This window comes from Mycolicibacterium obuense, from assembly GCF_055397605.1.
Window position 1 is genome coordinate 4,011,075 of sequence record NZ_AP043663.1, and the last position, 26,866, is coordinate 4,037,940.

Below are 26,866 nucleotides of genomic sequence, written 5' to 3' on the forward strand. Positions count from 1 at the left end.
GCGTCTACACGTTGAAGCGGAACTCCACCACGTCGCGATTCCGCGTGCGGCCTCTAGCTCCCGCCACCGAAGGCCTCTTTAAGAAACGTGAGGGGTGACGGCTGGGCCGACCTGGTGACGACCTCGATGATCGTACGCGGGTGCCCTGGCTCGGCAACCTCTTTGATCAGGGCGTCCGCGAGATCGGCGCGAGACGTGACCCGCCCCGATAGACGTTTAGGCGCGACTTCGTAATCGTCGGTCGGCTCGTCTGCGTTGAACAGTCCACCGGGCCGGACGATGGTCCAGTCGAGATCGCTGCTTTTGACAATCTCCTCCATGCGCTGCATGTCGTCGTACAGCGTGCGACCGACGACCTTGCGGAGGAACGGGCCGATGGCCCTACGCCACAGCAGCGACTCCCCCGGCGCGTCTTCCGTCGCTACGGTTGTGGAACTGACGCACACCAGGCGATTGACGTCATTCGCGACCATCGCCCGGATGATGTTGGCGATGCCGTCCGAGTAGACGGTGATCTGGCTTCGACTGTAGGGCACACCATAAGTGGAGATGACCGCCTGGGACCCAGCGACCGCCCTTTCGACGGCGTCCTGGTCGATGACGTCAGCGCCAGCGATACTCAGGCTCGGCGAGGTCACCGGATACTCATCGGGCTTGCGCGTCACAGCGGTGACGTGATGACCGGCGGCCAACGCCTGGCTGACAACGCGACGTCCCGTAGGTCCGTTCGCTCCGAACACGACGAGGTCCATCAATCCCTCCGGTCGGCAGCAAAGCGTGGGATCACTGCTTTGTCTTAGACGTTGAAGCGGAACTCCACCACGTCGCCGTCGGCCATCACGTAGTCCTTGCCCTCCATGCGGACCTTGCCCGCGGCCTTCGCCGCGGCCATCGAGCCCGCGGCCACCAGATCGTCGAACGACACGATCTCGGCCTTGATGAAGCCCTTCTCGAAGTCCGAGTGGATCACCCCGGCCGCCTTCGGCGCGGTGTCGCCCTGGTGAATCGTCCACGCGCGCGCCTCTTTCGGGCCCGCGGTCAGATACGTCTGCAGCTTCAACGTGTGAAAACCAGCCCGCGCCAACGCATCCAGGCCGCGCTCGGTCTGACCGATCGATTCCAGCAGCTCGGCTGCGGACTCCTCGTCGAGCTCCTGCAGTTCCGCCTCGATCTTGGCGTCCAGGAACACCGCGTCCGCCGGCGCCACCATCTCGCGCAGCTCGGCGACTCGCGCGGCATCGGTGAGCACCGACTCGTCGGCGTTGAACACGTACAGGAACGGTTTGGAGGTCATCAGATTCAGCTCGCGCAGCAGCGTCACGTCGACACCTGCCGCGAACAGGGTCGTGCCGCCGTTGAGCACCTCCTGCGCCGCGAGCGCCGCCTCCTGCACCGGTCGCCGATCCTTGTTCGTGCGGGCTTCTTTCTCGAGCCGCGGCAGCGCACGCTCCAGCGTCTGCATGTCGGCCAGGATCAACTCGGTCTCGATGATCTCGATGTCGGACTTCGGATCGACCCGGCCGTCGACGTGCACGACGTCGTCGTCGGCGAAGACCCGCACCACCTGGCAGATCGCATCGCTCTCTCGGATGTTGGCCAGGAACTTGTTGCCCAGGCCGGCACCCTCGGACGCGCCCTTGACGATGCCCGCGATGTCGACGAACGTGACCGGCGCCGGCACGGTCTTCTCCGAGCCGAACATCTCGGCCAGCTTGTCCAGCCGCGGATCCGGGAGCGCCACCACACCCTCGTTCGGTTCGATCGTCGCGAACGGGTAGTTGGCAGCCAACACGTCGTTGCGTGTCAGCGCGTTGAACAAGGTCGACTTGCCCACGTTCGGCAGTCCGACGATTCCCAGATTCAGGCCCACGGAGTCCACAGTCTGCCAGATGTCGGCCGGCCGCCATCGCCACACAGGCGTCCGCTGGCGGCATGCGGCCACCCCAGCCGGTACGGTCGACGTGTGTCAGGACAGCGTGCGCGCTCGGCGGTGCCAGCCGAACTCCGCTCCGCGCACCCCGGTATCGCGGGAGTGCCCTGGTGGGGCGCCATTCTGATCGCCGTCGCCGCCAGCACGGCCGGCTTCGCCATCGACGCCGGCGGCGGCGGAGGCGCGTTGACGTCCGTGTTCTCTGTGCTCTACGTCATGGGCTGTCTCACCGCGGTGCTCGCCGTTCGGCGCAGCGGGTTGTTCACCGCCGTCATCCAGCCACCGCTGCTGCTGTTCGTCACGGTGCCCGGCGCGTACTTCCTGATGCACAGCAGCGAGGTCAAAGGCATCAAGGACCTGCTGATCAACTGTGGGTATCCGCTGATCGAGCGCTTCCCCCTGATGTTCTTCACCTCTGCGGCCGTGCTCGTCGTCGGCATCGCGCGCCGCTACCTCGGCGCCTCTCCGGCGGGCCACAGCAGCCCGGTGTCGGCGAAGCTGTCGAGCTTCGTCACCGGCGGCGGCAAGGCCGACGCCGCCGACCCGGCCGAGAAGAAGGCCAAGCCGCCGCGCCGGCGCCACACCGCGGGCCGGCGCGCCGAGGCCGCGGGCCCTGGCGACAGGGCCACCGCGCGGTCGCGTGCCGAACGGCCCACCAAGCGCGCTGCACCCTCACGGTCGCGGCATGCCCGGCCGCCGGACCCCACCGAAATCATCGAACCGGTCGTCGATCTCGATCGGCCGCGCCGCCGCCGACCCCGCCCGGACGACGCACCTGCGTCCGAGCCGAGGCGCCGCCCCCGGCCATCGGGGCAGCGTGCGTCGGCGCGGGAGTCGTCCTCGACGCGCGAGTCCCGCATCCCGCCCAGCGAGCGCCTCAGCGGCTACGAACGCCCCGCGCGCCGGCCCCGCTACGACGAGTACGAGCCGCGCGAGAGCAGCACCCACCATCCGATTTCACGGGTGCGGTACCGCGGCGGCGATGACTCCGACGAGCCCGAGTACCGGCCGCGCCGGCGACCGTCGCGCGACACCGACGCCGACCGCTGGGAATACGACATCTAGCTCCGCAGGAACCGGCCGGCGGCATCCACCGCCGGCGTGGAACTGTCGGCGTCACTGACGAACACCGCCAGCGCCAGGTCGTCGTGGATGCCGACGAACCAGCCGTGCGCACGCTGCACCCCGTCGGGTCCCACGTACTCGGCGGTGCCCGTCTTGCCGAGCATGCCGGCGATGTCCTGCAGTTGGGTGGCAGTGCCCCCGGACACGGTCTCGGCCATCATCGCCTTGATCTGCCCGTCGACCCCGGCGGGCAGGGGTGCCGGGGTGCGGTCCACGGTGGCCGGCTGCCCAGCGACGATCGCCGGCATGGGTACCGAACCGTGGGCCAGCGTCGCAGCAACCAGCGCCATCCCGAACGGCGACGCGGTGACCTTGCCCTGGCCGATGCCCTCCTCGACGCGCAGCGCCGACGTGTCGGCGACCGGTACCGAGCCCGTCACGGTAGTCATGCCCGGCGCGGTGAAATCGAGGCCCAGGCCCAGCTGAGCCGCGGCCTTCGTCAGTCCGTCGGGCGGCAGGTTGACCGCGAGCCGCCCCATCGTGGTGTTGCAGGATTTCGCGAACGCCGTGTGCAGCGGCACCTCCCCGAGGTCGAATTCGTCGTCGTTGGGGATCTGCCTGCCCTCGATGTTCTCGGTGCCGGGGCAGCCGAGGACGGTGTCCGCGCTCACCTGGCCGGCCTGCAGCGCGGCTGACACGGTGACGGTCTTGAACGTGGACCCCGGCGGATAGAGACCGGTCAGCGCCAGTGGCCCCTGCGCATCGGCAGGAGCGTTCTGTGCGACGGCGAGCAGATTGCCCGTCGACGGCTGGATCGCCACCAGAGCGGCCGGTGTCGGCAGCGGCGCCAGCGCGCTCTCGGCGGCGCGCTGCATCCCGATGTCCAGCGTGGCGGCGATGTCGCCGACAGGTGTGGCGTCCTGCCCGCCGACGCGCTGCGCGCCCGCGGCGGTCTGCGCGGTCACGGCCCAGCCGTCCGCGGCGTCCATGCGCTGCTGCCACAGGTCCGACAGCCCGGACAGCGTGGGTGAGGTCAGCGCGCGGTCGGTCGCGAGCAGCCGGGTCTGCGGCCGCAGCGTGACGTTCGGCAGCGCCGTCAGCGCAGCCTCGATGGGTGCCAGGTCCTCGTCGCGCAACGTGACCGCGGTGACGGGTTTTCCGCCGGCCAACTCACCGGCCAGCGACTCCGGGGTGATCGTGGGTGCGATCGGATTGAGCAGTGCGGCAACGGCATTGACGTCCGCGCCGGGCGCGAGGTCGACCAGTGTGACGACGTGCTGGGTGAGCAGTTCGGCGCCGGTGCGGTCGAGGACGCGAGCGGCGGGTTGCGGGACGAGGGTGCTGAACGACAGCGGCCCTTTGTCCAGACCCGGCGCGACCGTCGTGGCATCCCACTGGATCTTCCAGTCGTCGCCGGCGCTCACGGCCCGGCCGTCCGCGCTGTATTTCCACTCGATCTGCTTCTGCGGCCCGAACTTCCACGTCGTGTCGAGCCCGAAGGTGCCCGCGCCGTTGTCCTCTGCTGTCGAGGTGACACCGACATGGACGTCTTTACCCAGGCTCGCGAACAATGCGTCCAGCGTCGTGCCCGCCGCGGCTTGGTCGGTCGTCAGTGCGGCCGCCGCAGCCGCACCGCCGCGGCTGAGGGCGTCGGCGAACGCGGAAACGGTGTCCCGCAATCGGTCTCCGGCGTTACTGCAGCCCGCCACGACAAGCAGGAGAACGAACAGGACAGCCGACGAACGCTTGCGCACACCCACAGGGGCCGAAGGTACCCGCTAGGTGCGTGCGGGCCGGATCTCCCGCGGCAGAGCGAACACGAGTGTCTCGTTGGCGGTGGTCACCGGCTGCACGGTCCCGAAACCGTGTTCGGCCAACCGGTCGAGGACACCGCGGACGAGGATCTCGGGCACCGAGGCGCCCGAGGTCACCCCGACCGTCGTCACGTCGGCCAGCCAGGCGGGGTCGATGTCGTCGGCGTAGTCGACGAGGTGCGCCGCCGAAGCGCCGGCACCCAACGCCACCTCGACCAGCCGCACCGAGTTCGACGAATTGCGGGAGCCCACGACGATGACCAGCTGGCATTCCGGCGCCATCGCCTTGACCGCCACCTGACGGTTCTGGGTGGCGTAGCAGATGTCGTCGCTGGGCGGGTCCTGCAGCGTCGGGAACTTCTCGCGCAGCCGTCGCACGGTCTCCATGGTCTCGTCGACCGACAGCGTCGTCTGGGACAGCCAGACCACCTTGGCGGGGTCGCGGACCGTGACGTTGTCGACCGCGTCGGGATTGTCGACCACCTGGACGTGGTCGGGCGCCTCCCCCGCGGTGCCGACGACCTCCTCGTGGCCTTCGTGGCCGACGAGCAAGATGTCGTAGTCGTCGCGGGCGAACCGCTTGGCCTCGTTGTGCACCTTGGTGACCAGCGGGCACGTGGCGTCGATGGTCTGCAGCTTCCGGGCCTTGGCTTCTTCGTGCACGGTGGGCGCGACGCCGTGCGCGGAGAACACGACGATGGCCCCCTCGGGCACCTCGTCGGTCTGTTCGACGAACACGGCGCCGGCCTGGGCCAGCGTGTCGACGACGTAGCGGTTGTGCACGATCTCGTGGCGGACGTAGACCGGCGCGCCGTGCTTCTCCAGAGCACGTTCGACGGTCTCCACCGCGCGGTCCACGCCGGCGCAGTAGCCGCGCGGCTCGGCGAGCAGGACCCGCTTACCCGCGTCCTGCGCGAGACCCGTACCCAGCGCGGATCGGCTGGCGCCTGGAATCCCCATGTTGACAGTCGGCGGCATGAGTCCAGGGTACTGATCGGTCCCCTGCCTCGCCCAGCCGTAGGCTGTCGCCATGGCAACTGCACCGTACGGGGTCCGTCTGCTGGTGGGTGCAGCGGTGACCGCGATCGAGGAAACCCGCAAGCTCCCGCAGACGATCCTGATGTACCCGATGACCGTCGTGAGTCAGATCGCCCAGATGGTCATGAAGGTGCAGCAGGACGTCGCGGTCCTGGTCATCAAGGGCGACGAGACGCTCGACACGATGTTCCCGCCCAAGGACGAGCAGCCGGAGTGGGCGACGTTCGACGAGGACCTGGGCGCGGCAGAGCAGTCCGGCGCCGATGTCGTGACGTTGCCGGTGCGCGACGGCGAACGGCTCACCGAGGGCCGCTTCGCACTGTTCAGCGAGGAGCCCGAGACGCCGAACACCACCTCGACACCCGCCTCGTCGGCGTCATCGACGTCGTCGACCGACGCGCCGGAGATCGTCACCGAGATCGACTACCAGAACCTGACGCTGGCCCAGCTGCGCGCGCGTCTGACCTCGCTGCGGATCGCGGACCTGGAGGCGTTGCTCTCTTATGAGGAGACGACGAAGGCGCGCGCCCCGTTCCAGACCCTGCTGGCCAACAGGATCACGCGCGCGTCGGCGAAGTGACCAGTCCCGGGCAGTCGCCGGAGAACCCCTTCCCCGTTCGCGGCGTCGCGATCCGCGTCGCCGGGTGGATCGACAAGCTGGGCGCGGTCTGGGTCGAGGGACAGATCGCGCAGTTGACACTGCGGCCCAACTCGAACACCGCGTTCATCACGTTGCGGGATCCCGCCGCGGACATGTCGCTGTCGCTGACGTGCCCCCGGGACCTGGTGACCAATGCGCCGGTGAAGATGACCGACGGCACGCAGGTGATCGTCTACGGCAAGCCGAATTTCTACACCGGTCGCGGCACGTTTTCGCTGCGGGTCAGCGAGATCCGAGCCGTCGGCATCGGCGAGCTGCTGGCCCGCATCGATCGCCTGCGCCGCCTGCTCGAGGCCGAGGGTCTGTTCGACGCCCGGCTGAAACGACCGATCCCGTTCCTGCCGGGCACGATCGGGTTGATCACCGGAAGGGCGTCGGCGGCCGAGCACGACATCACGGCCGTCGCCTCGGCGCGCTGGCCCGCGGTGCGCTTCGACGTGCGCAACACGGTGGTGCAGGGTCCCAACGCCGTACCCCAGATCGTGGAGGCGCTGCGCGCGCTCGACGCACACCCCGAGGTCGACGTCATCGTGCTGGCCCGCGGGGGTGGCAGCGTCGAGGACCTGCTGCCGTTCTCCGACGAGACGCTGTGCCGTGAGATCGCGAAGTGCACCACGCCGGTGGTGAGCGCCATCGGACACGAGCCCGACAATCCGCTCTGCGATCTGGTGGCCGACCTGCGGGCCGCGACGCCCACGGACGCGGCCAAGCGCATCGTGCCCGATACGACGGCCGAGTTGGCGCTGGTGGCCGACCTGCGCAGGCGCAGCGCACGGGCGCTGAGGAACTGGGTCAACCGCGAACAGCACACGCTGACCCAGCTGCGCAGCCGACCGGTGCTGGCCCGCCCGCTGGAGGCGATCGCCGCCCGGGCCGACGAGATCCACCGGGCGCGACGGGCAGGACGCCGCGACATCGCCAGGCTGCTCGACGTGGAATCCGACCGGATCGGTCACCTGTCGGCGCGGTTGAGCACACTGGGACCCGCAGCGACGCTGGCGCGGGGTTACGCCGTCGTCCAGGTGGCGCCGACCGGTGGTGAGCCGCAGGTGCTGCAGTCGGTGCTCGACGCGCCGGCGGGGGTGCGCCTACGCGTGCGGGTGTCCGACGGCGCGGTGACGGCGATCAGCGAGGGTGAAGCAGAGGACTTGTTATGAAGCCCATTAGCGAACTCGGCTACGAAGAGGCGCGCGACGAGCTCATCGAGGTCGTGCAGCAGCTCGAGCACGGGGGCCTCGATCTCGATGCATCGCTGAAACTGTGGGAACGCGGCGAAGCGCTCGCAAAATGCTGTGAAGAGCACTTAGCTGGAGCCCGTAAGAGGGTGGCCGATGCACTGTCCGCGAGCGACGAGTCCGACGAGTGATCGCGGGTTCACTTCGCGGCCGATGCTGGAAAATTGGAACACGTTTCAGTTAGTCTGCCCCCCATGGGTGATGCATCGCTGACCACCGAACTGGGCCGGGTCCTCGTCACCGGCGGCTCCGGCTTCGTGGGCGCCAACCTGGTGACCGAACTGCTCGACCGCGGGCTCGAGGTCCGCAGCTTCAACCGCGTGACCTCGCCGCTGCCATCGCATCCCCGGCTCGAGGTCCTCGAGGGCGACATCACCGACACCGCGGACGTCGCCCGCGCGGTCGAGGGCATCGACACGGTGTTCCACACCGCGGCGATCATCGACTTGACGGGCGGAGGGGCGGTCAGCGAGGAGTTCCGGCAGCGCAGCTTCGCGGTCAACGTCACCGGAACGCAGAACCTGGTGCGTGCCGCGCAGCAGGCGGGCACCAAGCGCTTCGTCTACACGGCGTCGAACAGTGTGGTGATGGGCGGCCAACGCATCTCCGGCGGCGACGAGACACTGCCCTACACCGCGCGGTTCAACGACCTCTACACCGAGACGAAGGTGACGGCCGAGAAGTTCGTGCTGGCCGCCAACGGCGAGCACGGCGTTCTCACCTGCTCGATCCGGCCGAGCGGTATCTGGGGCCGCGGCGACCAGACGATGTTCCGCCGCGTCTTCGAGAGCGTGCTGGCCGGCCACGTCAAGGTGCTCGTCGGGAGCAAGAACGTCAAGCTGGACAACTCCTACATCGCCAACCTGGTGCACGGCTTCATCCTGGCCGCCGAGCACCTGGTGCCCGGCGGCACCGCACCCGGTCAGGCCTATTTCATCAACGACGGTGAGCCGATCAACATGTTCGAGTTCTCTCGCCCGGTGGTGGAGGCGTGCGGTCAGCCGTATCCGCGGCTGCGGGTGCCGGGCCGGCTGGTGTGGTTCGCGATGACGCTCTGGCAGTTCCTGCATTTCCGCTTCGGCGCACCCAAGCCGCTCCTGGAACCCCTTGCGGTGGAACGGCTGTACCTCGACAACTACTTCTCGATCGCCAAGGCGCAGCGCGATCTGGGCTATCGCCCGCTGTTCACCACCGAAGAGGCGCTGCAGCAGTGCCTCCCCTACTACGTCGAGTTGTTCGAACGGATGAAGGCCGCCGCCGGCGAGCCGCTGGTGCACGCCGCGGCACCGGTGGCACCCGAGGGCTGACGCCTCGGCCGGGTGCGCGCTCCCCGGCCACACTTTCGGAATCCGCCGACCGGGCGGCCCGGGTAGTCCTACGCTTGACGCGAACGTCAAATGGTGAAGGAGCCCGCCATGCCCGACGGCCGACCGAACATCCTCGTCATCTGGGGCGACGACATCGGCATCTCGAATCTGAGCTGCTACAGCCGCGGAATGATGGGCTACTTCACGCCCAACATCGACCGCATCGCCACCGAGGGCATGCTGTTCACCGATTCCTACGGCGAGCAGAGCTGCACCGCCGGTCGGTCGTCCTTCATCACCGGACAGAGCGTCTACCGCACCGGTATGAGCAAGGTGGGCATGCCCGGGGTCGACATCGGTCTACAGAAGGAAGACCCGACGATCGCCGAACTGCTCAAGCCCCTCGGCTATGCGACCGGCCAGTTCGGCAAGAACCACCTCGGCGACCTCAACAAGTACCTACCGACGGCGCACGGGTTCGACGAGTTCTTCGGCAATCTCTACCACCTCAACGCCGAAGAGGAACCCGAGCACGAGGACTACCCGACCCCGGAGGAGGCGCCGCTGCTGCGCAAGGCGCTGTTACCGCGCGGGGTGATCCATTCCTGGCCCACAGAAGAGGATTCCGGCGAGGTCGACGACCGCTACGGACCGGTGGGCAGACAGCGCATCGAGGACACCGGTCCGCTGACGAAGAAGCGCATGGAGACCATCGACGACGAGACCACCGCGGCCTGCGCCGACTTCATCCGTCGCCAGAATTCCGAGGGCACCCCGTTCTTCGTGTGGATGAACATGACGCACATGCACTTTCGGACGCACACCAAGCCGGAGAGCCGAGGCCAGGCCGGCCGCTGGCAGTCGCCGTACCACGACACGATGATCGACCATGATCGCAACGTCGGGACGTTGCTGGATCTGGTGGACGAACTCGGCATCGCCGAGGACACCATCGTCATCTACTCCACCGACAACGGACCGCACGCCAACAGCTGGCCCGACGGCGCCACCACGCCGTTCCGCAGCGAGAAGGCCACCAACTGGGAGGGCGCCTTCCGCGTCCCGGAAATGATCCGGTGGCCCGGAAAGATCGCCGCCGGATCGGTGTCCAACGAGATCGTGCAGCACCATGATTGGCTGCCGACATTCTTGGCGGCGGCCGGCGATGCCGACATCATCGAGAAACTCAAAGCCGGACACACCATCGGTGACATGACCTATCGCGTGCACATCGACGGCTACAACCTGCTGCCGTACCTCACCGGAGAGGTCGACAAGAGCCCGCGGCGCGGCATGATCTATTTCTCCGACGACGGCGACGTGCTGGGCATCCGCGCCGACAACTGGAAGATCGTCTTCATGGAGCAGCGCTGCCAGGGCACGCTGCAGGTGTGGTTCGAGCCCTTCACCCGGTTGCGGGCGCCCAAGCTGTTCAATCTGCGCACCGATCCGTTCGAACGCGCCGACGTCACGTCGAACACGTACTGGGACTGGATGATCGACAGGCTCTTCCTGATGTTCTACGGCTCGGCGATCGTCACTCAGTTCCTCGACACGTTCCGGGAGTTCCCGCCACGCCAGGAACCGGCATCGTTCACGATCGACAACGCAGTGGAGGAGCTCGAGAAGTTCCTCGCGACCGGCGGCGGCTGACTTGGCGGTTCTGGACTCCTGGCGCGACGGCTCCACGAAGACCTCGATCGTCGAGTTCGTCGATCGCGCGGTGCGCGACGTCGCCCCCGAGGAGCGGATCGCGGTGTTCGACAACGACGGCACGCTGTGGTGCGAGAAGCCGGCCTACATCCAGCTCGACTTCCTGGTCCGCCGGCTGGCCGAGCAAGCCGCGGCAGAGCCGGCGCTGGCAGACGATCCTCCGTATCGGGCGGCTGCGTCCGGCGACCTGTCCTGGTTCGGCGACGCCGTCACCCGTCACTACAACGGTGACGACTCCGCGATGAAAACTCTTGCGAGAGCAATCCTCTCGGCGTACGCCGGGCTCACCGTCGAGGAGCATGCCGACCGAGTCGCAGCCTTCTTCGACGACGCGGTCCACCCCACACTCGGCCGCCCGTACACCTCGTGCGGCTACACGCCGATGGTGGAATTGCTGCGCTACCTGGAGCACCACGGATTCACCAATTACATCGCGTCCGGCGGTGGCCGCGACTTCATGCGGCCGGTGACCACGAGGATGTACGGCATCCCTCCCGAGCGGGTCATCGGCAGTTCGGTGGGCCTCGACTTCGCCGACGGTCATCTCACGACCACGTCGACGCCCGAGTTCCTCGACGACGGTCCGGTGAAACCGGTGCGGATCTGGGGCCGGGTGGGCCGGCGCCCGATCATGGCTGCCGGCAACTCCAACGGGGACATCGCGATGCTCCAGTACGCCACCGCCGGTCGCGGGCCATCGTTGGCGCTACTGCTGCGCCACGACGACGGCGAACGCGAGTTCGACTACCTCGCTGGTGCCGAGAAGTCGCTGGATGCCGCGTCCACCCTCGGCTGGCTCGTCGCCAGCATGCGCGATGACTGGGTGACCGTGTTCGGTGACTGACGACCTGGTGCCCGTGCCGCCTCAGACCACGGTCGTGGGGTCCGTCGAGCACTACCCGGAGGAAGGTCCTGCGCGGGAGATCAGTGTCGAGGGGTTCGCGATCATGCCGCGCCAGGTTACCAACGCTCAGTTCGCCGAGTTCGTCACTGCGACAGGGTATGTCACCGTCGCCGAACGGCCGCTCGATCCGAGCGACTTCCCGGGAGCCCCTCCGGAGAATCTGGTGCCGGGTTCCATGGTGTTCCAGCGCACGACGGGCCCGGTGGACCTGCGCCACCTGTCGCAGTGGTGGGCATGGACCCCGGGCGCCTGCTGGAACCACCCCCGCGGGCCCCGCTCATCCCTCTGCGCCAAGGACGCGCACCCCGTCGTGCACATCGCCTTTGCGGACGCGCAGGCCTACGCCGAGTGGGCAGGCCTGGCCCTGCCGACCGAGACGGAGTGGGAGGTCGCTGCGCGCGGCGGACTCGCGCACGCGGTCTACACGTGGGGTGACGAGCCGGAGCGCCGAGATCAGCGGCTGGCGAACTACTGGCACGGCGAGTTCCCGTACCTACCGGACACCGGCTACGGACAGACCACCCCGGTGGGATCGTTCCCACCCAACGGTTACGGGCTCTTCGACATGGCCGGCAACGTCTGGGAGTGGACGACCGACTGGTACGGCGACAGCCGCGACAACCAACCTTGCTGCGCCGCCGACACCTACGACCCGCGCCAGCCTGGCACCCCCGTGCCACGCAAGGTCGTCAAGGGCGGCTCGTTCCTGTGCGCCGACAGCTACTGCATGCGCTACCGGCCCGCCGCCCGCCGCCCACAGCCGGTGGATACGGGTATGAGCCACATCGGTTTTCGCTGTATCCGACGAGAAGGAGCACCATGACCAGACGTTCCGACCACGAATGCCGCTGCTCGTGCAGCAAGTGCAAGGAAGGCAAACACTGCCACAACATCGCGGCCGGCTGCCGCGCATCGCACTGGTAGCCGGCCCCAGGATCAGGCGGCGCTCTCGGCCGACTCCTTGATCGCCGCCAGCGTGGCCGGGATACCGGTGCGGGCCGCCTCGCTGCGCTTGGCGATCTCCTCGTCCGCGGCGTCCCCGAAACGCTCCCGGAAGCCCTCGAGGCCGGCCGGCAGGAACTCCCAGTGCTCGGTGAGCCGGCTGCCGTCGCCGTCGGGCTCGAAGGAGTATCCCCACCGCACCCAGCCGTTGTTGACCTCCCACGCGAACTCGCGGCCCGGGTCGGCAGCCACCACCTTGCTGCGCGTCTCCCAGGTCCGCTCGGGAAGCACGTTGCGCCCGGTGAACCACGCCCCGACGCGCGGACCGTCACCCTCGTCCCACCAGCAGGCCTTGCAGATCGGGCTCCACTGACCCATGTTCGTCACGTCGGACACCAGGGCGTAGAGCTGATCGGGCGGCACCGCCACCGAAATCGACTCGGATCTCTGCAATTCGGTCACGATGTCGAGTCTGCCAGCCGGGAATCCGTCAGCGCTATTGCCTTTTGATTGGCCAGGTGTGACGTTGTAACCCGCTTCCCGTCCTGCCCAGAAGGAGAGTTCACCATGACCGAGCGGGTCGCAGTGATCGTCGGTGGAGCTTCCGGCATCGGCTGGGCGACGGCGCAGGCGTTGGCCACCGACGGGTGCCGTGTCGTCGTGGCCGACCGCGACCGTGACGCGGCCACCGAACGCGCCTCCGCGCTGGGCGCACCACACTCCGCGGCATGGGTCGACGTCTCCGACGAACCGTCTGTGGAGCGCCTTTTCGACGATGTCGGAGCCCTCGACATCGCAGTCAACTGTGCGGGCTTCAGCACGCTCGGGCTGATCACCGAGATGCCGGCCGAGGATTTCCGCGCCGTGATCGACGTGTGCCTGGTCGGTGCGTTCATCGTGACCAAGCACGCGGGTCGGCACCTGCGCGCCGGCGGCTCGCTGGTGCAGATCAGCTCACTCAACGGCCGCCAGGCCGCAGCAGGCATGAGCGCGTACTGCGCAGCCAAGGCAGGTCTGTCGATGTTGACCCAGGTGGCCGCGTTGGAGATGGGCCCGCGCGGCATCCGCGTCAACGCGGTGGCGCCGGGATTCGTGCACACGCCGCTGACCGAACCCGCGGCCGCAGTGCCCGGCGTGGTCGACGACTACATCGACAACACCGCCCTCGGCCGGGCCGGCACCCCCGAGGACATCGCCAATGCCGTTGCCTACCTGTGCGATTCACGGTCCTCCTGGTTGACCGGCGAGGTGCTCGACATCAACGGCGGAGCACATCTGTTGCGCTACCCGGATCTGCTCGGCCATGTGACGCGGCTGATGGACCAGGCACCGTGAACCTCACCGGGACGGCGGGCTTCACCCTCACCCAGAAGCGCGCGCTGGCCGTCGCCACGGTGGCCGCACTCGGGTTCGGCGCGTACTTCCTGCGCACCTATCTCCTGTTGATCGCCGTTGCCGCGGTGCTGGCGTACCTGTTCAGCCCGCTGTATCACCGGCTGCGGGCGCGGATGAACACCGGGCTGTCTGCGACGGCGACGCTGCTCGCTGCCGTCGCCACAGTGGTGATTCCGCTGTCCGGCGTGATCGTGCTGGCCGTGCTGCAGATCCGTCAGATGGTGACCAGCATCGGGCACTGGGCCGAGCAGACCGATTTCACCGCGCTGGCGCAGCGGCTGCTCGATTCCGCGAACGAGGTGCTCGCCCGGCTGCCGTTCGTGAACGTCACGCTGACCCAGGACTCGGTGCGGGAGGCGGCCACCAGGGTCGGCCAGGGCGCAGGTCAAGTCGCGCTCGACTTCGCGCGCGACTCGGTGGGCAGCATCGCCGCGACGGTCACGGCACTCGTCATCTTCCTGTACGTATTCCTCGCGATGCTCACCAACGGCGGCGCGGTGGCCGACCTGTTCCGCGACCTCAACCCGCTGGGACGGGAGGTGTCCGACATCTACCTGGCCAAGATCGGCGCGATGGTGTCCGCGACGGTCAAGGGCCAGTTCATCATCGCGGTGTGCCAGGGAGTGGCCGGCGCAGTCTCCATCTACGTGGCCGGGCTGCACGACGGGTTCTTCATGTTCCTGATCTTCCTGACCGCACTGTCGTTCATCCCGCTGGGCAGCGGCATCGTCACGATCCCGCTCGGTATCGGCCTGGCGGTCTTCGGCAACGTCGCCGGCGGCGTGTTCATCGTGGTGTTCCACGTCCTGGTGACCACCAGCATCGACAACCTGCTGCGCCCGTTCCTCGTGCCGAAGAGCGCTCATCTGCACCCTGCGCTGATGCTGCTGGCGGTGTTCGCCGGGCTGAGGATGTTCGGCTTCTGGGGGATCGTGCTGGGTCCGGTGCTGATGATCGTGATCGTGACGACGATCAGTGTCTACCTCGCCGTCGACAAAGGGGCGCCGCTGGATTCGCTCACCAGCGATCCGACCGACGACGAGAAGAAGCCGCCGTGGTGGCAGCGCCTGCTGCCGGTCCGGGCGCTCAGGTCAGGCGGGTCTTGAGGAACTCCACCACGCGTTTGCGTGCCTCGTAGGCCGGGTGCCCGTCGACCTCGCGCACCTGATCGGTGAGCACCGAGTGCGCCATCCGGCCGAAGCCGTCGGGGTTGCCCTTCTTGGAATTGATCTCGATGCATTCGAAGGCGTCACCGAGGCGGCTCTTCAGCGTGGCGAACCGCTCCCCCGGCGCCATCGCGTCCTCGCTGAACCGCAGGCCCATCACGCACAGACCCTCGGTCCGGGCGCGCTGTTCGATCGTCGCCATCTCGGCTTCGGACACGCCGGGATCGCGTTTGTGCTTGAGCGTCAACGCAAGCGGCACCGACGGCTGGCTCATCACCGGGGCGAGGACGCTGTCGTCGACGGCGGCCGCGAGCGCGAAGCCACCGGTGAAGCACTGCCCGATCACGCCCACACCCTTGCCGGGTGTCTTCTCGTTGAGATCGCGGGCCAGCGCCCGCAAATAGTGCGCGACCGGCCGGTCGGCGTTCGTCGTCAGCGCCGCGAACTCCTTGGCCACGCACCCTTTCAGCAGCACGGGGACCGCGCCGGGGCGCAGCGCCGGCGCGCCGGGGGTGCCGAACAGCGATGGTGCGGCCACGGTGAACCCGTTGTCCACCAGGTGATTACCGAGAGCGAGCACACCGGGGTGCAGGCCGGGCATCTCGGGGATCAGCACGACGCCGGGCCCCTCACCCTTGCGGTAGACGTCGTGGGTGTAGCCAGCAGCGGTGAAGGGCTCGGAGACCCACCCCGACAGGTCGGCAACAGGAAAAGTCATCACGTCTCCATCGTTGAGTCAGGTGCGTCGATCAGTTGACAGTCAGCGGCTGCTGGGACTGCGTCGCTGCGGCAAGCGTACGGTACTCGTCCGTACCTGCAGCCCCCCGCAGCGCGAGTTGGGCAGGTCCCGACGGACCGCGCAGCTGGGCGGTCCACACCGGCTCGGCGGCCCGGCCGTCCTGCTCGCCACCCTGATAGACGACCCATCGGATGCCGTCGACGTCCTCGGTGCCCGTCGGCACCAGATCCGGCCCCAACGAGGCGATCAACTTGTCCTCGTCGGCGTTGCTCTGCGTCAGGCTCAGGTACATGCCGCTGGGTGCGAGGTAGCCGATGGTCGAGGCCACCGCACGCTCCTGCCGACCGGTCTGCGGGTCGGTGCGGCCCCCCTCGATGCCCTTCCGGCTCCCCGAATTGGCCCGCCAGTCGCGGGGCAGCTGCGGAACCCGGATCGGGATCTTCAACGCATCCGCGTCGGCCTGCAGCGAGGCACGGGCGTCGTAGGTGGGAGGCGGGCCCTCACCGGGGCCCGTCGGCGCGAACGAGCACCTGCCGAGCACGCCTGCCAGCACCACGCAGGCGATGATCAGCGGACCGATCGACCAGAACATGTCGCGGCCGTCCTGCAGGAGACGGGCCTTGGCGGGCTTGGCGACGGGTACCGCGTACCCGCTTGCGGGGCGCTCGGCGCCCTCACTGCCTGCGGGCTGACCGGGGTCGGGCGGCGTGGTCATGACTGCCAGTATCCCAGCTCCCGATCGGTGGCCCGCTAATGGGACAATCTCGCCCATGACGGAATCGAGGCGGGAAGCCCCCGACCGCAACCTGGCCCTGGAACTGGTGCGAGTCACCGAGGCGGGCGCGATGGCGGCGGGCCGCTGGGTGGGGCGCGGAGACAAAGAGGGCGGCGACGGCGCCGCGGTCGACGCGATGCGCGAGTTGGTGAACTCGGTGTCGATGCGCGGTGTGGTCGTCATCGGGGAGGGCGAGAAGGACAACGCCCCGATGCTCTACAACGGCGAAGAAGTCGGCAACGGCGACGGGCCTGAATGCGACTTCGCCGTCGACCCCGTCGACGGCACCACGCTGATGAGCAAGGGCATGCCCAACGCCATCTCCGTGCTCGCCGTGGCCGAGCGCGGGGCGATGTTCGATCCGTCGGCCGTGTTCTACATGAACAAGATCGCGGTCGGACCCGATGCTGTCGACGTCATCGACATCACCGCCCCGATCGGCGAGAACATCCGCCGCGTCGCGAAGGTCAAGAACTCCAGCGTCGCCGACCTCACCGTGTGCGTGCTCGACCGGCCGCGGCACGCCCAGCTGATCGAGGACGTCCGACAGGCAGGCGCTCGCATCCGGCTGATCTCCGACGGCGACGTCGCCGGCGCGATCTCCGCCTGCCGCCCGAACTCCGGCACCGACCTGCTGGCCGGCATCGGCGGCACCCCCGAGGGCATCATCACCGCCGCCGCGATCCGGTGCATGGGTGGCGCCATTCAGGCCGTGCTGGCCCCCACCGACGACGCCGAGAGGCAGAAGGCCATCGACGCCGGCCACGACCTGGACCGCGTGTTGCACACCGAGGATCTGGTCTCCGGGGAGAACGTGTTCTTCTCCGCCACCGGCGTCACCGACGGCGACCTGCTGCGGGGCGTCCGCTACTCCGGCGGTGGCTGCACGACGCAGTCCATCGTCATGCGCTCCAAGTCCGGCACCGTGCGGATGATCGAGGCGTACCACCGCCTCGCCAAGCTCAACGAGTACTCCGCGGTCGATTTCACCGGCGACAAGACCGCCGCATATCCCCTGCCCTGACCATCTTTCTTAACCCCGCCCCACCCCAGACGAACAGGAAGCGAATGAGCGACAACGAGGTCGAATACCGCATCGAGCACGACACCATGGGCGAGGTCAAGGTGCCCAAGAACGCGCTGTGGCGGGCTCAGACCCAGCGTGCGGTGGAGAATTTCCCGATTTCGTTCCGGCCGTTGGAGCGCACCCAGATCCGTGCCCTCGGGCTGCTCAAAGGTGCCTGCGCACAGGTGAACAAGGACCTGGGCCTGCTGGCACCGGAGAAGGCCGACGCGATCATCGCCGCTGCTGCCGAGATCGCTGACGGCGCGCACGACGACCAGTTCCCGATCGACGTGTTCCAGACCGGGTCGGGCACGAGCTCGAACATGAACACCAACGAGGTCATCGCCTCGATCGCAGCCGCGGCCGGTGTCACCGTGCACCCGAACGACGACGTCAACATGTCGCAGAGCTCCAACGACACCTTCCCCACCGCGACGCACATCGCGGCCACCGAAGCCGCTGTGCGACATCTGATTCCGGCGCTCGAGGTGCTGCACGAGTCGCTGGAGAGCAAGGCTCGGCAATGGCGGACCACGGTCAAGTCGGGCCGCACCCACCTGATGGACGCGGTGCCGGTGACGCTGGGCCAGGAGTTCGGCGGGTACGCCCGGCAGATCCAGGCCGGCATCGAGCGAGTGAAGGCGACGCTCCCCCGCCTCGGCGAGCTGGCGATCGGCGGCACCGCGGTCGGGACCGGCCTCAACGCCCCCGACGGGTTCGGCGCGAAGGTCGTCGACGTGCTCGTCGACCAGACCGGAATCGCCGAATTGCGCACGGCCGTCGACAGTTTCGAAGCTCAGGCGGCGCGCGACGGCCTGGTGGAGGCCTCAGGTGCCCTGAAGACCATCGCGGTGTCGCTGACCAAGATCGCGAACGACATCCGCTGGATGGGCTCGGGGCCGCTGACCGGGCTCGGCGAACTGCAGCTGCCCGATCTGCAGCCGGGCAGCTCGATCATGCCGGGCAAGGTCAACCCCGTCCTCCCCGAGGCCGTCACGCAGGTGGCCGCCCAGGTGATCGGCAACGACGCCGCCGTCACTGTCGGCGGGCTCTCAGGGGCTTTCGAGCTCAACGTCTACATCCCGATGATGGCGCGCAATGTGCTGGAGTCGTTCACGCTGCTGTCCAACGTGTCGAAGCTGTTCGCGCAGCGCTGCATCGACGGGCTGGTGGCCAACGACGAGCATCTGCGCGAGCTGGCCGAGTCGTCGCCGTCGATCGTGACGCCGCTGAATTCGGCGATCGGCTACGAGGAGGCGGCCAAGGTCGCCAAGGAAGCGCTCAAGGAGCGCAAGACGATTCGGCAGACCGTCATCGATCGCGGCTTGATCGGCGACAAGCTCTCCGAAGAAGAACTCGACAAGCGCCTGGACGTGCTGAAGATGGCAAAAGTTCGCGACGGGGAGTAGGGCCTTTTTTCCGCGAAGAGACGTGAACTCGAGCAATTCCACGGCGTGTCCGCTCGAGTTTGCGTCTGGTCGCCAGACGTGCGCCGGGCCTACGCGCCGTTGTTCGGGCCGCCTGAGTTCTGGCCCGGGATGTCGGTGATCGGGTAGTTCGGCATCGGCGCCGGCGACGGCGTCGCCGGCAGTGGCGGGATCTGACCGGCCGGCAGGTCGACGAGACCGTTGACCGGCGGCCCGTTGTCGCGGCTGCCGTACACCGTGCCCGGCTGACGCGGCCCCAGCATGCGGCTCACCGTCACCAGGTGGTAGTCGTTGGCTTTCAGTACCGGAATGAACTGCTCGACCAGATCGACGGTCGAGGAGTAGGTGTCGTGCATCAGCACGACAGAGTTGGGCTTGATCTGGCTCATCAGCAGCGCCCGGGTGGCCGCGGTGTTGCTGTCGTTGGCCCAGTCGAACGGGATGACGTCCCAGTTGATGTCGGCCAAGCCCTGCCGTCCTGCCTCCGCGAGCACCGCGTCGTTGACCAACCCACCGGCGGTGCGCGACAACGTCGGCCGCACTCCGGTGGCAGCGACGATCGCGTCGACACCCTTGCTGAACTGCGCGGCGATGTCCTCCGGCGGAATCGTCGTCATGTTCGGGTGTTCCCAGGTGTGGGTGCCGATCTCCATACCGGCGTCGGCGATCCGCTTGGCGCCCGCGGGGTTGGCGGCCACCTTGTTGCCGATCAGGAAGAACGTGGCGTCCGCGTTGTTGGCGCGCAGGATCGACAGCAATCGGTCGGTGAATGGGGTCGGGCCGTCGTCGAACGTCAGCGCGACGCACTTGACCTGCGCACAGTCCACGTCGTCGGCATTGGCGGGGCGCACGTGACCCGTGAGCCCACCGACGATGATGACGGCCACCGCCGCGGCCGTCCCGAGAACGGTCCGGCCATAACGCCAGGTCAAGCTGTCGGGACGCCTACGCACGTCGGGCAGCCTACCGTGCGAATCTGGCACGCCGCCCAGCGCGCGGCGTGCCAGATCACAGGGTCACGGCAGGGCGCCGGGGCTGATCTCCTCCAACATTTCGGTGACCAGCGCCGCGATCGGCGAGCGCTCGCTGCGCAGCAGTGTGATGTGGGCGAACAGCGGATGCCCCTTGAGCTTCTCGATCACCGCGGCGACACCGTCGTGCCGGCCGACCCGCAGATTGTCCCGCTGCGCGACGTCATGCGTGAGCACCACCCGCGACCCGCTGCCCAGCCGCGACAGCACTGTGAGCAGCACGTTGCGTTCCAGCGACTGCGCTTCGTCGACGATCACGAACGAGTCGTGCAGCGACCGACCGCGGATGTGCGTCAGCGGCAGCACCTCGAGCATGCCGCGTGAGAGCACCTCCTCGAGCACCGCCGGAGAGGCCAGTCCCTCGAGGGTGTCGAAGACGGCCTGGGCCCATGGCCCCATCTTGTCGCTCTCGCTGCCGGGCAGATAGCCGAGATCCTGGCCTCCGACGGCGTACAGCGGCCGGAACACCACGACCTTGCGTTGCGTGCGCCGCTCGAGCACCGCTTCCAGACCGGCACACAGGGCCAGCGCGGACTTGCCGGTGCCGGCCTTGCCGCCGAGAGACACGATGCCGACGGACTCGTCGAGCAGCAGATCCAGGGCCACGCGTTGTTCGGCTGACCTTCCCCGGAGGCCGAACACCTCGCGATCCCCACGGACCAACTGCACCCGCTTGTCCGGATTGACCCGGCCCAGCGCGTGAGAGTTGCTGCCCAACAACCGAACTCCGGTGTGACAGGGCAAATCCCGAGCCTCTTCGAGGTCGATCTCACCGTCGGCGAACAGGCCGTCGACGTCATCGGAGGTGACCTCCAACTCGGTCATCCCGGTCCAGCCGGACGTCACGACATCCTGGGCGTGGTATTCGTCGGCCAGCAGGCCCACCGCGCCCGCCTTGACCCGCAGCGGGATGTCCTTGCTGACCAGGGTGACCTGTTTGCCCTCGGCAGCCAGGTTGGCGGCGACCGTCAGGATCCTGGTGTCGTTGCTCTCGGTGCGGAAGCCCGACGGCAGCACGCTCTGATCGCTGTGGTTGAGCTCGACATGCAGCGTTCCACCTTCTGCCCCAACGGGAACCGGCTGATCGAGCCGACCGTGTTCCAGACGCAGATCGTCGAACATCCGCAGCGCCTGGCGGGCGAACCAGCCGAGCTCGTGGTGATGGCGTTTCGCCTCGAGTTCGCTGATCACCACCAGCGGAACCACGACCTCGTGCTCGGCGAACCTCGTGATGGCCCAGGGATCTGATAGCAGGACGGAGGTGTCGAGAACGTAGGTCCGGATGGGAGAATCGGTCACGTAGCGCTCCTCGAGGCTGCGCGAGTTCGCGGAGCCCCGGCGCGAACATCTCGGTGGACGCGGGCGCGGCCGAAAGGACCGGGGCCGGTCCTTTCGTCGAAACGATTCGGACCGCCCGGACAGCAGAGCAATTCGCTAGCCATCGAAAACGACGCTACTCCCGCGCGGGCATCCGCGCCGCGCAGGCGCGCCGTGCCGAAGCGGCTGCCCCGTTACGAGCTGATGAACTCCGCGAGACGCGGCTCGTCCGTCAGCCCCCACGCCGCGATCGAGTCGGCGACGACCTGCCGCAGCGCGGCCCGGTCGAAGATGCCGGCTTCGGCGACGGCGGCCACCTTGTCGGTGTAGGCGTCGATGTCGCCACCGACCACGTCGAGGGCCGCAGCCCGGGTGGCGATCGCGTCGACGGTCTCGTCGCGCATGGAGGTCACGCAGTGGGCCACCAGGTTGGAGAAGAAGTCAGCGTGGCGTTCCTCGTCGCGGGCGATCTTCTCGACCAGGCCGCGCAGCACCGGCTCGTCGGTCTGGGCGGCCAGGTTGCGGCAGAACACGGCGTGGGCACGTTCCCACATCGCCATGAACGCCAGCGTCTCGAGCTGGCTGTAGCTGTCGGCGCGGTAGCCCTTCATCACGTGCTCGACGCGCACGTCCTCGTTGGCCGACGGGTCGACCTCACGGGTGACGACGAGATAGTTGCGCAGCGCGACGGCGTGCAGGTGCTCCTCGGCGGTCCAGCGCCCCAGCCAGCGGCCCCACTTGTCCTCGAGGATGAAGTGCTCGACCAGCTCGCGGTGGTAGCCGGCGAGGTTGTCCTTGGTGATCAGCAAGATCTCGACGGCGTCGGTGACCTTGTTGGGCAGCGTCACATCCGAGGCGTCCCAGTCCCGGCCGCCGAGGAATGCGAAGTTCTCGCCCTGGTCGAAGGGCACGTAGTCGTGAGCGAACCAGGCGTCCTCGGTATCGAGGTGACGCCTCAGCTGCTCCTCGACGACGGGCTCGAGCTCGAGGGTCAACGCGTCAGCGACAGGTTTCTGTGCCATGCAGTTACAGTAACCCAATTCTGTGGGGATCGTAAAATTCCCCGGCCGTGTCGCAGGCCTCGCGTCAGAGCGTCAGACCCGGGTAGAGCGGGTTGGCCTCCAGCAGCTCGGCCGCGGCGGAACGCACCCGGTCCGCGGTTCCGTCGGCCAACGTGTACTTGGCCTTGGAAGGGCCGTTCGGCCCCGCGGCGGGCTGGGTGTTGGACAACACCTCGACCACCAGCTCGGCCACCCGGTCGAACTCGTCGGCGCCGAACCCGCGTGTGGTCAGCGCGGGCGTGCCGAACCGGATTCCGCTGGTGTACCAGGCGCCGTTGGGGTCAGCCGGGATCGCGTTGCGGTTGGTGACGATGCCGGAGTCCAGCAGAGCCGACTCGGCCTGGCGGCCCGTCAGCCCGAACGACGTGACATCGAGCAGCACCAGGTGGTTGTCGGTGCCGCCGGTGACCAGCGAGGCGTCCCGCTTGACGAAACCGTCGGCGAGCGATTGCGCGTTGTCGGCGACCGCCTGGGCGTACGTGCGGAACTCCGGCTGGCGGGCCTCGGCGAGGGCGACGGCCTTGGCGGCCATCACGTGCGAGAGCGGGCCGCCGAGCACCATCGGGCAGCCCTTGTCGACCGCCGGGGCGTACTCCTCGGTGGCCAGCACCAGGCCGCCACGCGGGCCGCGCAACGACTTGTGCGTCGTCGTCGTCACCACGTGCGCGTGCGGCACGGGATCCTCGTCGCCGGTGAACACCTTGCCCGCCACCAGGCCGGCGAAGTGCGCCATGTCGACCATGAACGTCGCGCCCACCTCGTCGGCGATCTCGCGCATCTTGGCGAAGTTCACGCGGCGCGGGTAGGCGGAGTAGCCGGCCACCAGGATCAGCGGCTTGAACTCGCGCACGGCCGCGGCGACGGCGTCGTAGTCGATGAACCCCGTCTCGGGGTTGGTGCCGTACTGGCGCTGGTGGAACATCTTGCCCGAGATGTTGGGCCGGAACCCGTGGGTGAGGTGGCCGCCGGTGTCCAGCGACATGCCCATCAGCTTCTGGTTGCCGAGCTTGGCGCGCAGCGTCTCCCAGTCGGCTTCGGACAGATCGTTGATGTGCTTCGAGCCGAGCTCGGCCAGCCCCGGGGTCTCGACCCGGGTGGCCAGGATCGCCCAGTAGGCCACCAGGTTCGCGTCGATGCCCGAGTGCGGCTGGGCATAGGCGTAGGACGCCCCGAACAGCTCGCGCGCGTGCTCGGCGGCGAGCGCCTCGACGGTGTCGACGTTCTGGCAGGCCGCGTAGAAGCGGTGCCCGACGGTGCCCTCGGCGTACTTGTCGGAGAACCAGGTGCCCATCGTCAACAGCACGGCGGGCGAGGCGTAGTTCTCGCTGGCGATCAGCTTGAGCGAATGCCGTTGGTCGTCGAGCTCTTTGCGGGTGGCCTCGGCGATGCGCGGCTCCACGCTCTCGATCACTCGTAGCGCGGCGCGGTAGGCCTCGCTGGCGGTGTCGGCGTATTCGATGCCCTGACCTTTGGCGGAGGTGGCAGTCATGGTGTCGAGCCTAGTCGGCCACGGGCCCGCCCGGAAAACCCGGCGAGCGTGCGCCCTCATACGCCTGACCCGGGGCGCCGCGGATGAATCCGCACAACCGGCGGCGGGGTCAGGCGGTCCGCAGCGACGACGGGATCAGCGGCTCGTCGAGCAGGGTGGTGAACCGCTGTGTCAGCGTGACGCCGTCGGGCCGGTCGTCGAGCCAGCCCCGCAGCAGCCGGTACCCCTCGACGTAGGTCGACGTGTAGGCCCGCCACAGCGGCGACGACAGGAACCGCAGCATCTGGCGGGCGCGGTCGTCGTCGACGAGCAACCAGCGCTTGAGGAAGGCGACGACGTCGTCGACGTCGCGGTGCTCGTCGTGCAGCATCAGCGCGGCGTCCTGCCGGACGTCGGCCAGCGCGGCCGTCGCCTCCGAGATCGTCTCGGCCCGTGCGCCGTCGAACCGCAGGCCCAGATCGGCGTAGATCTCGGCGGCCCAACTCCCCCAGCCCGGCCCGACGGCGGCGTAGAGCGCCAGATCGGCCAGGCCTTCGGCCATCAGGCACTGCGGGGTGTTGACCAGGAAGATCGTCTGCTCGGCCTGACCTTTGGCCTCGACCAGTCCGGCCTCTTTGCGGCAGTGCTCCGTGTGATGGCCCGGGTAGGACTCGTGGGCGACCAGCCGTGGCAGGTTCGCCATCTGCTGCTTGAGATCGGCGTTGACGGCGACCGTGGACCGGTAGTCGCCGAGGTAGTAGTTGAAGCCCGACCACGGTTTGTCGCTGACCACCTCGTAGGTGATGGTCTCGCGCTCCGGCAGCGGGAACGTGGCGCGGACGTTGTCGCGCAGCGCGCTGGAGAACGCGTGGATGGCTTCCTCGAGCCGCGCCGGCGGGATCTCCTCGGCGGCGCGGTGGGCGGCGATGCGCTCGGCCAACGGGCCGGTGCCGCCGAGTGCGTCGTCGAGCTTGGCGTGCGCCTCGCGGTAGCGCTCGGGATCGCCCTTGCTGATGCGGACGTCGAAGTAGGCCTCGACTTCGTCGACGAACCCCACCTTGTCGCCGGCGAACGTGCGTGCCGCGCACTCGAGCGCGCGCAGGTGCGCGCCGACGAACGCGGCGCGCTCGTCGTCGAGACCGGCGGGCAGTTCGCCGAGCAGCCGGCGCGCATCACGCGCCAGGTCGGCGGGGTCGGGTGCGGGTTCATCGGCCACCGCGCGGCGCAGCGCGGGGTCACCGGTGAACGAGTCGACGTAGCCCTCCTCGATGCGGTCGAAGCGCAACCCGAGCATCAGGTAGTCGCGCACCAGCGTGTCAGAACTAGTACCGGCGTCCATGGTCACCACGCTAACTGCAAGACTGTGCCCATGGCTCGGCTGAGCGAACCCAGCCCCTACGTGGAGTTCGACCGACGTCAGTGGCGGGCACTGCGGATGTCGACCCCGCTGAAGCTGACCGAGGACGAACTGGTCCGGCTACGGGGTCTCGGCGAGAAGATCGACCTGCTCGAGGTCGAAGAGGTCTATCTGCCGCTGGCGCGGTTGATCCACCTGCAGGTGGCGGCGCGGCAGGCGTTGTTCTCCACGACCGCCGACTTCCTCGGTGAGCCGCAGCAGAATCCGGACCGGCCGGTGCCGTTCGTCATCGGCGTGGCGGGCAGCGTGGCGGTCGGCAAGTCCACCACCGCGCGTGTGCTGCAGGCGCTACTGGCCCGCTGGGAGCACCACCCCCGCGTGGACCTGGTCACCACCGACGGCTTCCTCTATCCCAACGCCGAGTTGTCGCGTCGAAACCTGATGCATCGCAAGGGTTTTCCCGAGTCCTACGACCGCAGGGCGCTGATGCGCTTCGTCACCGCGGTCAAGTCGGGCGCCGACGCGGCGTGCGCCCCGGTGTACTCACATCTGCTCTACGACATCGTGCCCAGCGAGAAGCAGATCATCGCCCATCCGGACATCCTGATCCTGGAGGGTCTCAACGTCCTGCAGACCGGGCCGGCGCTGATGGTGTCGGACCTGTTCGACTTCTCGGTGTACGTCGACGCCCGCATCGAGGACATCGAGAACTGGTACATCTCGCGGTTCCTGTCGATGCGGGCCGGCGCGTTCGCCGACCCCGCCTCGCACTTTCACCACTACTCCACGCTGACCGACGAGCAGGCCGTGTTCGCCGCCCGCGACATCTGGAATTCGATCAACAGGCCCAACCTGATGGACAACATCCTGCCGACGCGCCCGCGCGCCACGTTGGTGCTGCGCAAGGACGCCGACCACTCCATCAACCGGCTTCGGCTGCGCAAGCTCTAGCCGCGAGCGGAGATGCGCCGCACACCCTGGAACTGCAGTTCGGCCATCACGAGCGTGTAGACGCCCGTGCCGAGGAAAAGCGCCACACCGGTGGTGGTCAGCGGCCACACCCCGACCAACACCACGATCACGGTGGCCACGGTGAACAACAGGTTGCCGGCGGCCAGCACTGCACCGGCGGTGCGAATGCGCGGCCGTGCCGCGAACACCAGCACCGCGACGGCGAACACGACGAACGACGCACCCGTCACGTACTCGACGGTCGGTGTCGTACCGGACACCCGGGCGACGGTGGGCGCGAGGACCAGCAGTCCGATTCCGGTCAGGCCGCTGCAGACGGCGTCGGCGCGCATCGCGAAGCGCAGTAGCGAGTCGCGTGACGTGCCGAGGCGGGAGGAAACGGTGGCGGTCATGACGGGTTCCTTTCTCGATGGACGATCGGTACCGGAGCCGACGCCGTAACCTCTTCCGACGGCGACTCCGGTACCTGCCATGACGGTGCGC

26 protein-coding genes are annotated in these 26,866 nt (G+C 68.2%); 13 read left to right on the forward strand and 13 right to left on the reverse strand.

Annotated elements, in window-relative coordinates; genetic code table 11:
* Positions 1-53: 53 nt before the first annotated feature.
* The gene (locus ACZ50N_RS19070; RefSeq protein WP_464473542.1) at positions 54-752 is read right to left on the reverse strand and encodes an NAD(P)-dependent oxidoreductase; all 699 of its coding nucleotides are present in this window, start codon (positions 750-752) and stop codon (positions 54-56) included.
* 44 nt (positions 753-796) lie between these two features.
* Positions 797-1,870 carry a redox-regulated ATPase YchF gene (gene ychF, locus ACZ50N_RS19075; protein WP_048423010.1) on the reverse strand — a complete coding sequence of 358 codons (1,074 nt, stop codon included), beginning with the start codon at positions 1,868-1,870 and terminating at the stop codon, positions 797-799.
* 93 nt (positions 1,871-1,963) lie between these two features.
* On the opposite strand from ychF, the gene ACZ50N_RS19080 reads away from it, so the two are divergent.
* Positions 1,964-2,995 (forward strand): DUF6542 domain-containing protein, encoded by a 1,032-nt coding sequence (locus tag ACZ50N_RS19080; protein ID WP_464473543.1) that lies wholly within the window; start codon positions 1,964-1,966, stop codon positions 2,993-2,995.
* Here ACZ50N_RS19080 and ACZ50N_RS19085 read toward each other — a convergent pair.
* Both ACZ50N_RS19085 and ACZ50N_RS19090 read right to left on the reverse strand, forming a co-directional pair.
* Positions 2,992-4,755 (reverse strand): penicillin-binding transpeptidase domain-containing protein, encoded by a 1,764-nt coding sequence (locus ACZ50N_RS19085; protein ID WP_464473544.1) that lies wholly within the window; start codon positions 4,753-4,755, stop codon positions 2,992-2,994. The two genes, ACZ50N_RS19080 and ACZ50N_RS19085, sit on opposite strands and share 4 nt — an antisense overlap.
* Before the next feature lie 18 nt (positions 4,756-4,773).
* Positions 4,774-5,787, reverse strand: a complete 1,014-nt coding sequence (locus ACZ50N_RS19090; RefSeq protein WP_048422951.1) for a 4-hydroxy-3-methylbut-2-enyl diphosphate reductase — start codon at positions 5,785-5,787, stop codon at positions 4,774-4,776.
* Between the two features lie 52 nt (positions 5,788-5,839).
* Between ACZ50N_RS19090 and ACZ50N_RS19095 the strand changes: the two genes are divergently transcribed.
* The 7 genes from ACZ50N_RS19095 (at position 5,840) to ACZ50N_RS19125 (ending at position 12,490) form a co-directional block, all read left to right on the forward strand.
* Positions 5,840-6,427 (forward strand): lipid droplet-associated protein, encoded by a 588-nt coding sequence (locus ACZ50N_RS19095; protein ID WP_046361989.1) that lies wholly within the window; start codon positions 5,840-5,842, stop codon positions 6,425-6,427.
* Entirely contained in the window at positions 6,424-7,665 is a 1,242-nt protein-coding gene (gene xseA / locus ACZ50N_RS19100) for an exodeoxyribonuclease VII large subunit (RefSeq protein ID WP_048422949.1), read from the forward strand. Before ACZ50N_RS19095 ends, xseA begins: the two co-directional genes overlap by 4 nt.
* Complete coding sequence (locus ACZ50N_RS19105; protein WP_046361991.1) at positions 7,662-7,874, forward strand: exodeoxyribonuclease VII small subunit; 213 nt, start codon at positions 7,662-7,664, stop codon at positions 7,872-7,874. The genes xseA and ACZ50N_RS19105 overlap by 4 nt, the downstream gene beginning before the upstream one ends.
* Before the next feature lie 63 nt (positions 7,875-7,937).
* On the forward strand, positions 7,938-9,050 hold the full coding sequence (locus ACZ50N_RS19110) for a 3-beta-hydroxysteroid dehydrogenase (protein ID WP_464473545.1): 1,113 nt from the start codon (positions 7,938-7,940) through the stop codon (positions 9,048-9,050).
* A 108-nt stretch (positions 9,051-9,158) separates the two neighbouring features.
* Positions 9,159-10,703 carry an arylsulfatase gene (locus ACZ50N_RS19115; protein ID WP_464473546.1) on the forward strand — a complete coding sequence of 515 codons (1,545 nt, stop codon included), beginning with the start codon at positions 9,159-9,161 and terminating at the stop codon, positions 10,701-10,703.
* A gap of 1 nt (position 10,704) precedes the next feature.
* Positions 10,705-11,607 (forward strand): HAD family hydrolase, encoded by a 903-nt coding sequence (locus ACZ50N_RS19120; RefSeq protein WP_464470274.1) that lies wholly within the window; start codon positions 10,705-10,707, stop codon positions 11,605-11,607.
* Positions 11,600-12,490: a formylglycine-generating enzyme family protein gene (locus ACZ50N_RS19125; RefSeq protein ID WP_464473547.1), complete on the forward strand. Its 891-nt coding sequence runs from the start codon at positions 11,600-11,602 to the stop codon at positions 12,488-12,490. The genes ACZ50N_RS19120 and ACZ50N_RS19125 overlap by 8 nt, the downstream gene beginning before the upstream one ends.
* Before the next feature lie 113 nt (positions 12,491-12,603).
* On the opposite strand, the gene ACZ50N_RS19130 is transcribed toward ACZ50N_RS19125, so the two are convergent.
* Positions 12,604-13,071 (reverse strand): SRPBCC family protein, encoded by a 468-nt coding sequence (locus ACZ50N_RS19130; protein ID WP_046361995.1) that lies wholly within the window; start codon positions 13,069-13,071, stop codon positions 12,604-12,606.
* Positions 13,072-13,176: 105 nt separating this feature from the next.
* Between ACZ50N_RS19130 and ACZ50N_RS19135 the strand changes: the two genes are divergently transcribed.
* Both ACZ50N_RS19135 and ACZ50N_RS19140 read left to right on the forward strand, forming a co-directional pair.
* A complete protein-coding gene (locus ACZ50N_RS19135) occupies positions 13,177-13,944 on the forward strand; it encodes an SDR family NAD(P)-dependent oxidoreductase (RefSeq protein WP_046361996.1) in 768 nt (255 codons plus the stop codon).
* On the forward strand, positions 13,941-15,110 hold the full coding sequence (locus tag ACZ50N_RS19140) for an AI-2E family transporter (protein ID WP_133414271.1): 1,170 nt from the start codon (positions 13,941-13,943) through the stop codon (positions 15,108-15,110). Before ACZ50N_RS19135 ends, ACZ50N_RS19140 begins: the two co-directional genes overlap by 4 nt.
* Here ACZ50N_RS19140 and ACZ50N_RS19145 read toward each other — a convergent pair.
* Both ACZ50N_RS19145 and ACZ50N_RS19150 read right to left on the reverse strand, forming a co-directional pair.
* A complete protein-coding gene (locus ACZ50N_RS19145; RefSeq protein ID WP_046361998.1) occupies positions 15,091-15,888 on the reverse strand; it encodes a dienelactone hydrolase family protein in 798 nt (265 codons plus the stop codon). The two genes, ACZ50N_RS19140 and ACZ50N_RS19145, sit on opposite strands and share 20 nt — an antisense overlap.
* 31 nt (positions 15,889-15,919) lie before the next feature.
* On the reverse strand, positions 15,920-16,624 hold the full coding sequence (locus ACZ50N_RS19150; protein WP_111511915.1) for a DUF4245 domain-containing protein: 705 nt from the start codon (positions 16,622-16,624) through the stop codon (positions 15,920-15,922).
* A 55-nt stretch (positions 16,625-16,679) separates the two neighbouring features.
* Between ACZ50N_RS19150 and glpX the strand changes: the two genes are divergently transcribed.
* A complete protein-coding gene (glpX, locus tag ACZ50N_RS19155; protein ID WP_046362000.1) occupies positions 16,680-17,708 on the forward strand; it encodes a class II fructose-bisphosphatase in 1,029 nt (342 codons plus the stop codon).
* Positions 17,709-17,752: 44 nt separating this feature from the next.
* Positions 17,753-19,159, forward strand: a complete 1,407-nt coding sequence (locus ACZ50N_RS19160; protein WP_046362001.1) for a class II fumarate hydratase — start codon at positions 17,753-17,755, stop codon at positions 19,157-19,159.
* Between the two features lie 89 nt (positions 19,160-19,248).
* Here the strand turns inward: ACZ50N_RS19160 and ACZ50N_RS19165 are convergent, their stop codons facing one another.
* From ACZ50N_RS19165 to ACZ50N_RS19185, 5 genes are all read right to left on the reverse strand, one after another.
* Positions 19,249-20,130 carry a polysaccharide deacetylase family protein gene (locus tag ACZ50N_RS19165; protein WP_464473548.1) on the reverse strand — a complete coding sequence of 294 codons (882 nt, stop codon included), beginning with the start codon at positions 20,128-20,130 and terminating at the stop codon, positions 19,249-19,251.
* A gap of 63 nt (positions 20,131-20,193) precedes the next feature.
* Positions 20,194-21,507, reverse strand: a complete 1,314-nt coding sequence (locus ACZ50N_RS19170) for an RNA 5'-3' helicase PhoH2 (protein WP_046362003.1) — start codon at positions 21,505-21,507, stop codon at positions 20,194-20,196.
* A gap of 212 nt (positions 21,508-21,719) precedes the next feature.
* Positions 21,720-22,547, reverse strand: a complete 828-nt coding sequence (locus ACZ50N_RS19175; RefSeq protein WP_464473549.1) for an acyl-ACP desaturase — start codon at positions 22,545-22,547, stop codon at positions 21,720-21,722.
* A gap of 64 nt (positions 22,548-22,611) precedes the next feature.
* Positions 22,612-24,075 carry a glycine hydroxymethyltransferase gene (locus tag ACZ50N_RS19180; protein ID WP_046362005.1) on the reverse strand — a complete coding sequence of 488 codons (1,464 nt, stop codon included), beginning with the start codon at positions 24,073-24,075 and terminating at the stop codon, positions 22,612-22,614.
* 109 nt (positions 24,076-24,184) lie between these two features.
* Positions 24,185-25,393, reverse strand: a complete 1,209-nt coding sequence (locus ACZ50N_RS19185) for a DUF885 domain-containing protein (RefSeq protein ID WP_464473550.1) — start codon at positions 25,391-25,393, stop codon at positions 24,185-24,187.
* A gap of 30 nt (positions 25,394-25,423) precedes the next feature.
* Here ACZ50N_RS19185 and coaA point away from each other — a divergent pair, with 30 nt between their 5' ends.
* Positions 25,424-26,362 carry a type I pantothenate kinase gene (coaA, locus tag ACZ50N_RS19190; RefSeq protein WP_048422938.1) on the forward strand — a complete coding sequence of 313 codons (939 nt, stop codon included), beginning with the start codon at positions 25,424-25,426 and terminating at the stop codon, positions 26,360-26,362.
* Here coaA and ACZ50N_RS19195 read toward each other — a convergent pair.
* Positions 26,359-26,775, reverse strand: coding sequence for a hypothetical protein (locus tag ACZ50N_RS19195; RefSeq protein ID WP_046362007.1), 417 nt, complete (start codon positions 26,773-26,775; stop codon positions 26,359-26,361). The two genes, coaA and ACZ50N_RS19195, sit on opposite strands and share 4 nt — an antisense overlap.
* Positions 26,776-26,866 lie beyond the last annotated feature (91 nt).

Bases quoted from the DNA above. Each gene is read 5' to 3' on its own strand.
- ACZ50N_RS19070 (WP_464473542.1), bottom strand. From the start codon at position 752: ATGGACCTCGTCGTGTTCGGAGCGAACGGACCTACGGGACGTCGCGTT.
- ACZ50N_RS19090 (WP_048422951.1), bottom strand. From the start codon at position 5,787: ATGCCGCCGACTGTCAACATGGGGATTCCAGGCGCCAGCCGATCCGCG.
- ACZ50N_RS19095 (WP_046361989.1), top strand. From the start codon at position 5,840: ATGGCAACTGCACCGTACGGGGTCCGTCTGCTGGTGGGTGCAGCGGTG.
- ACZ50N_RS19105 (WP_046361991.1), top strand. From the start codon at position 7,662: ATGAAGCCCATTAGCGAACTCGGCTACGAAGAGGCGCGCGACGAGCTC.
- ACZ50N_RS19110 (WP_464473545.1), top strand. From the start codon at position 7,938: ATGGGTGATGCATCGCTGACCACCGAACTGGGCCGGGTCCTCGTCACC.
- ACZ50N_RS19115 (WP_464473546.1), top strand. From the start codon at position 9,159: ATGCCCGACGGCCGACCGAACATCCTCGTCATCTGGGGCGACGACATC.
- ACZ50N_RS19135 (WP_046361996.1), top strand. From the start codon at position 13,177: ATGACCGAGCGGGTCGCAGTGATCGTCGGTGGAGCTTCCGGCATCGGC.
- ACZ50N_RS19145 (WP_046361998.1), bottom strand. From the start codon at position 15,888: ATGACTTTTCCTGTTGCCGACCTGTCGGGGTGGGTCTCCGAGCCCTTC.
- ACZ50N_RS19150 (WP_111511915.1), bottom strand. From the start codon at position 16,624: ATGACCACGCCGCCCGACCCCGGTCAGCCCGCAGGCAGTGAGGGCGCC.
- glpX (WP_046362000.1), top strand. From the start codon at position 16,680: ATGACGGAATCGAGGCGGGAAGCCCCCGACCGCAACCTGGCCCTGGAA.
- ACZ50N_RS19160 (WP_046362001.1), top strand. From the start codon at position 17,753: ATGAGCGACAACGAGGTCGAATACCGCATCGAGCACGACACCATGGGC.
- ACZ50N_RS19175 (WP_464473549.1), bottom strand. From the start codon at position 22,547: ATGGCACAGAAACCTGTCGCTGACGCGTTGACCCTCGAGCTCGAGCCC.
- ACZ50N_RS19180 (WP_046362005.1), bottom strand. From the start codon at position 24,075: ATGACTGCCACCTCCGCCAAAGGTCAGGGCATCGAATACGCCGACACC.
- ACZ50N_RS19185 (WP_464473550.1), bottom strand. From the start codon at position 25,393: ATGGACGCCGGTACTAGTTCTGACACGCTGGTGCGCGACTACCTGATG.
- coaA (WP_048422938.1), top strand. From the start codon at position 25,424: ATGGCTCGGCTGAGCGAACCCAGCCCCTACGTGGAGTTCGACCGACGT.
- ACZ50N_RS19195 (WP_046362007.1), bottom strand. From the start codon at position 26,775: ATGACCGCCACCGTTTCCTCCCGCCTCGGCACGTCACGCGACTCGCTA.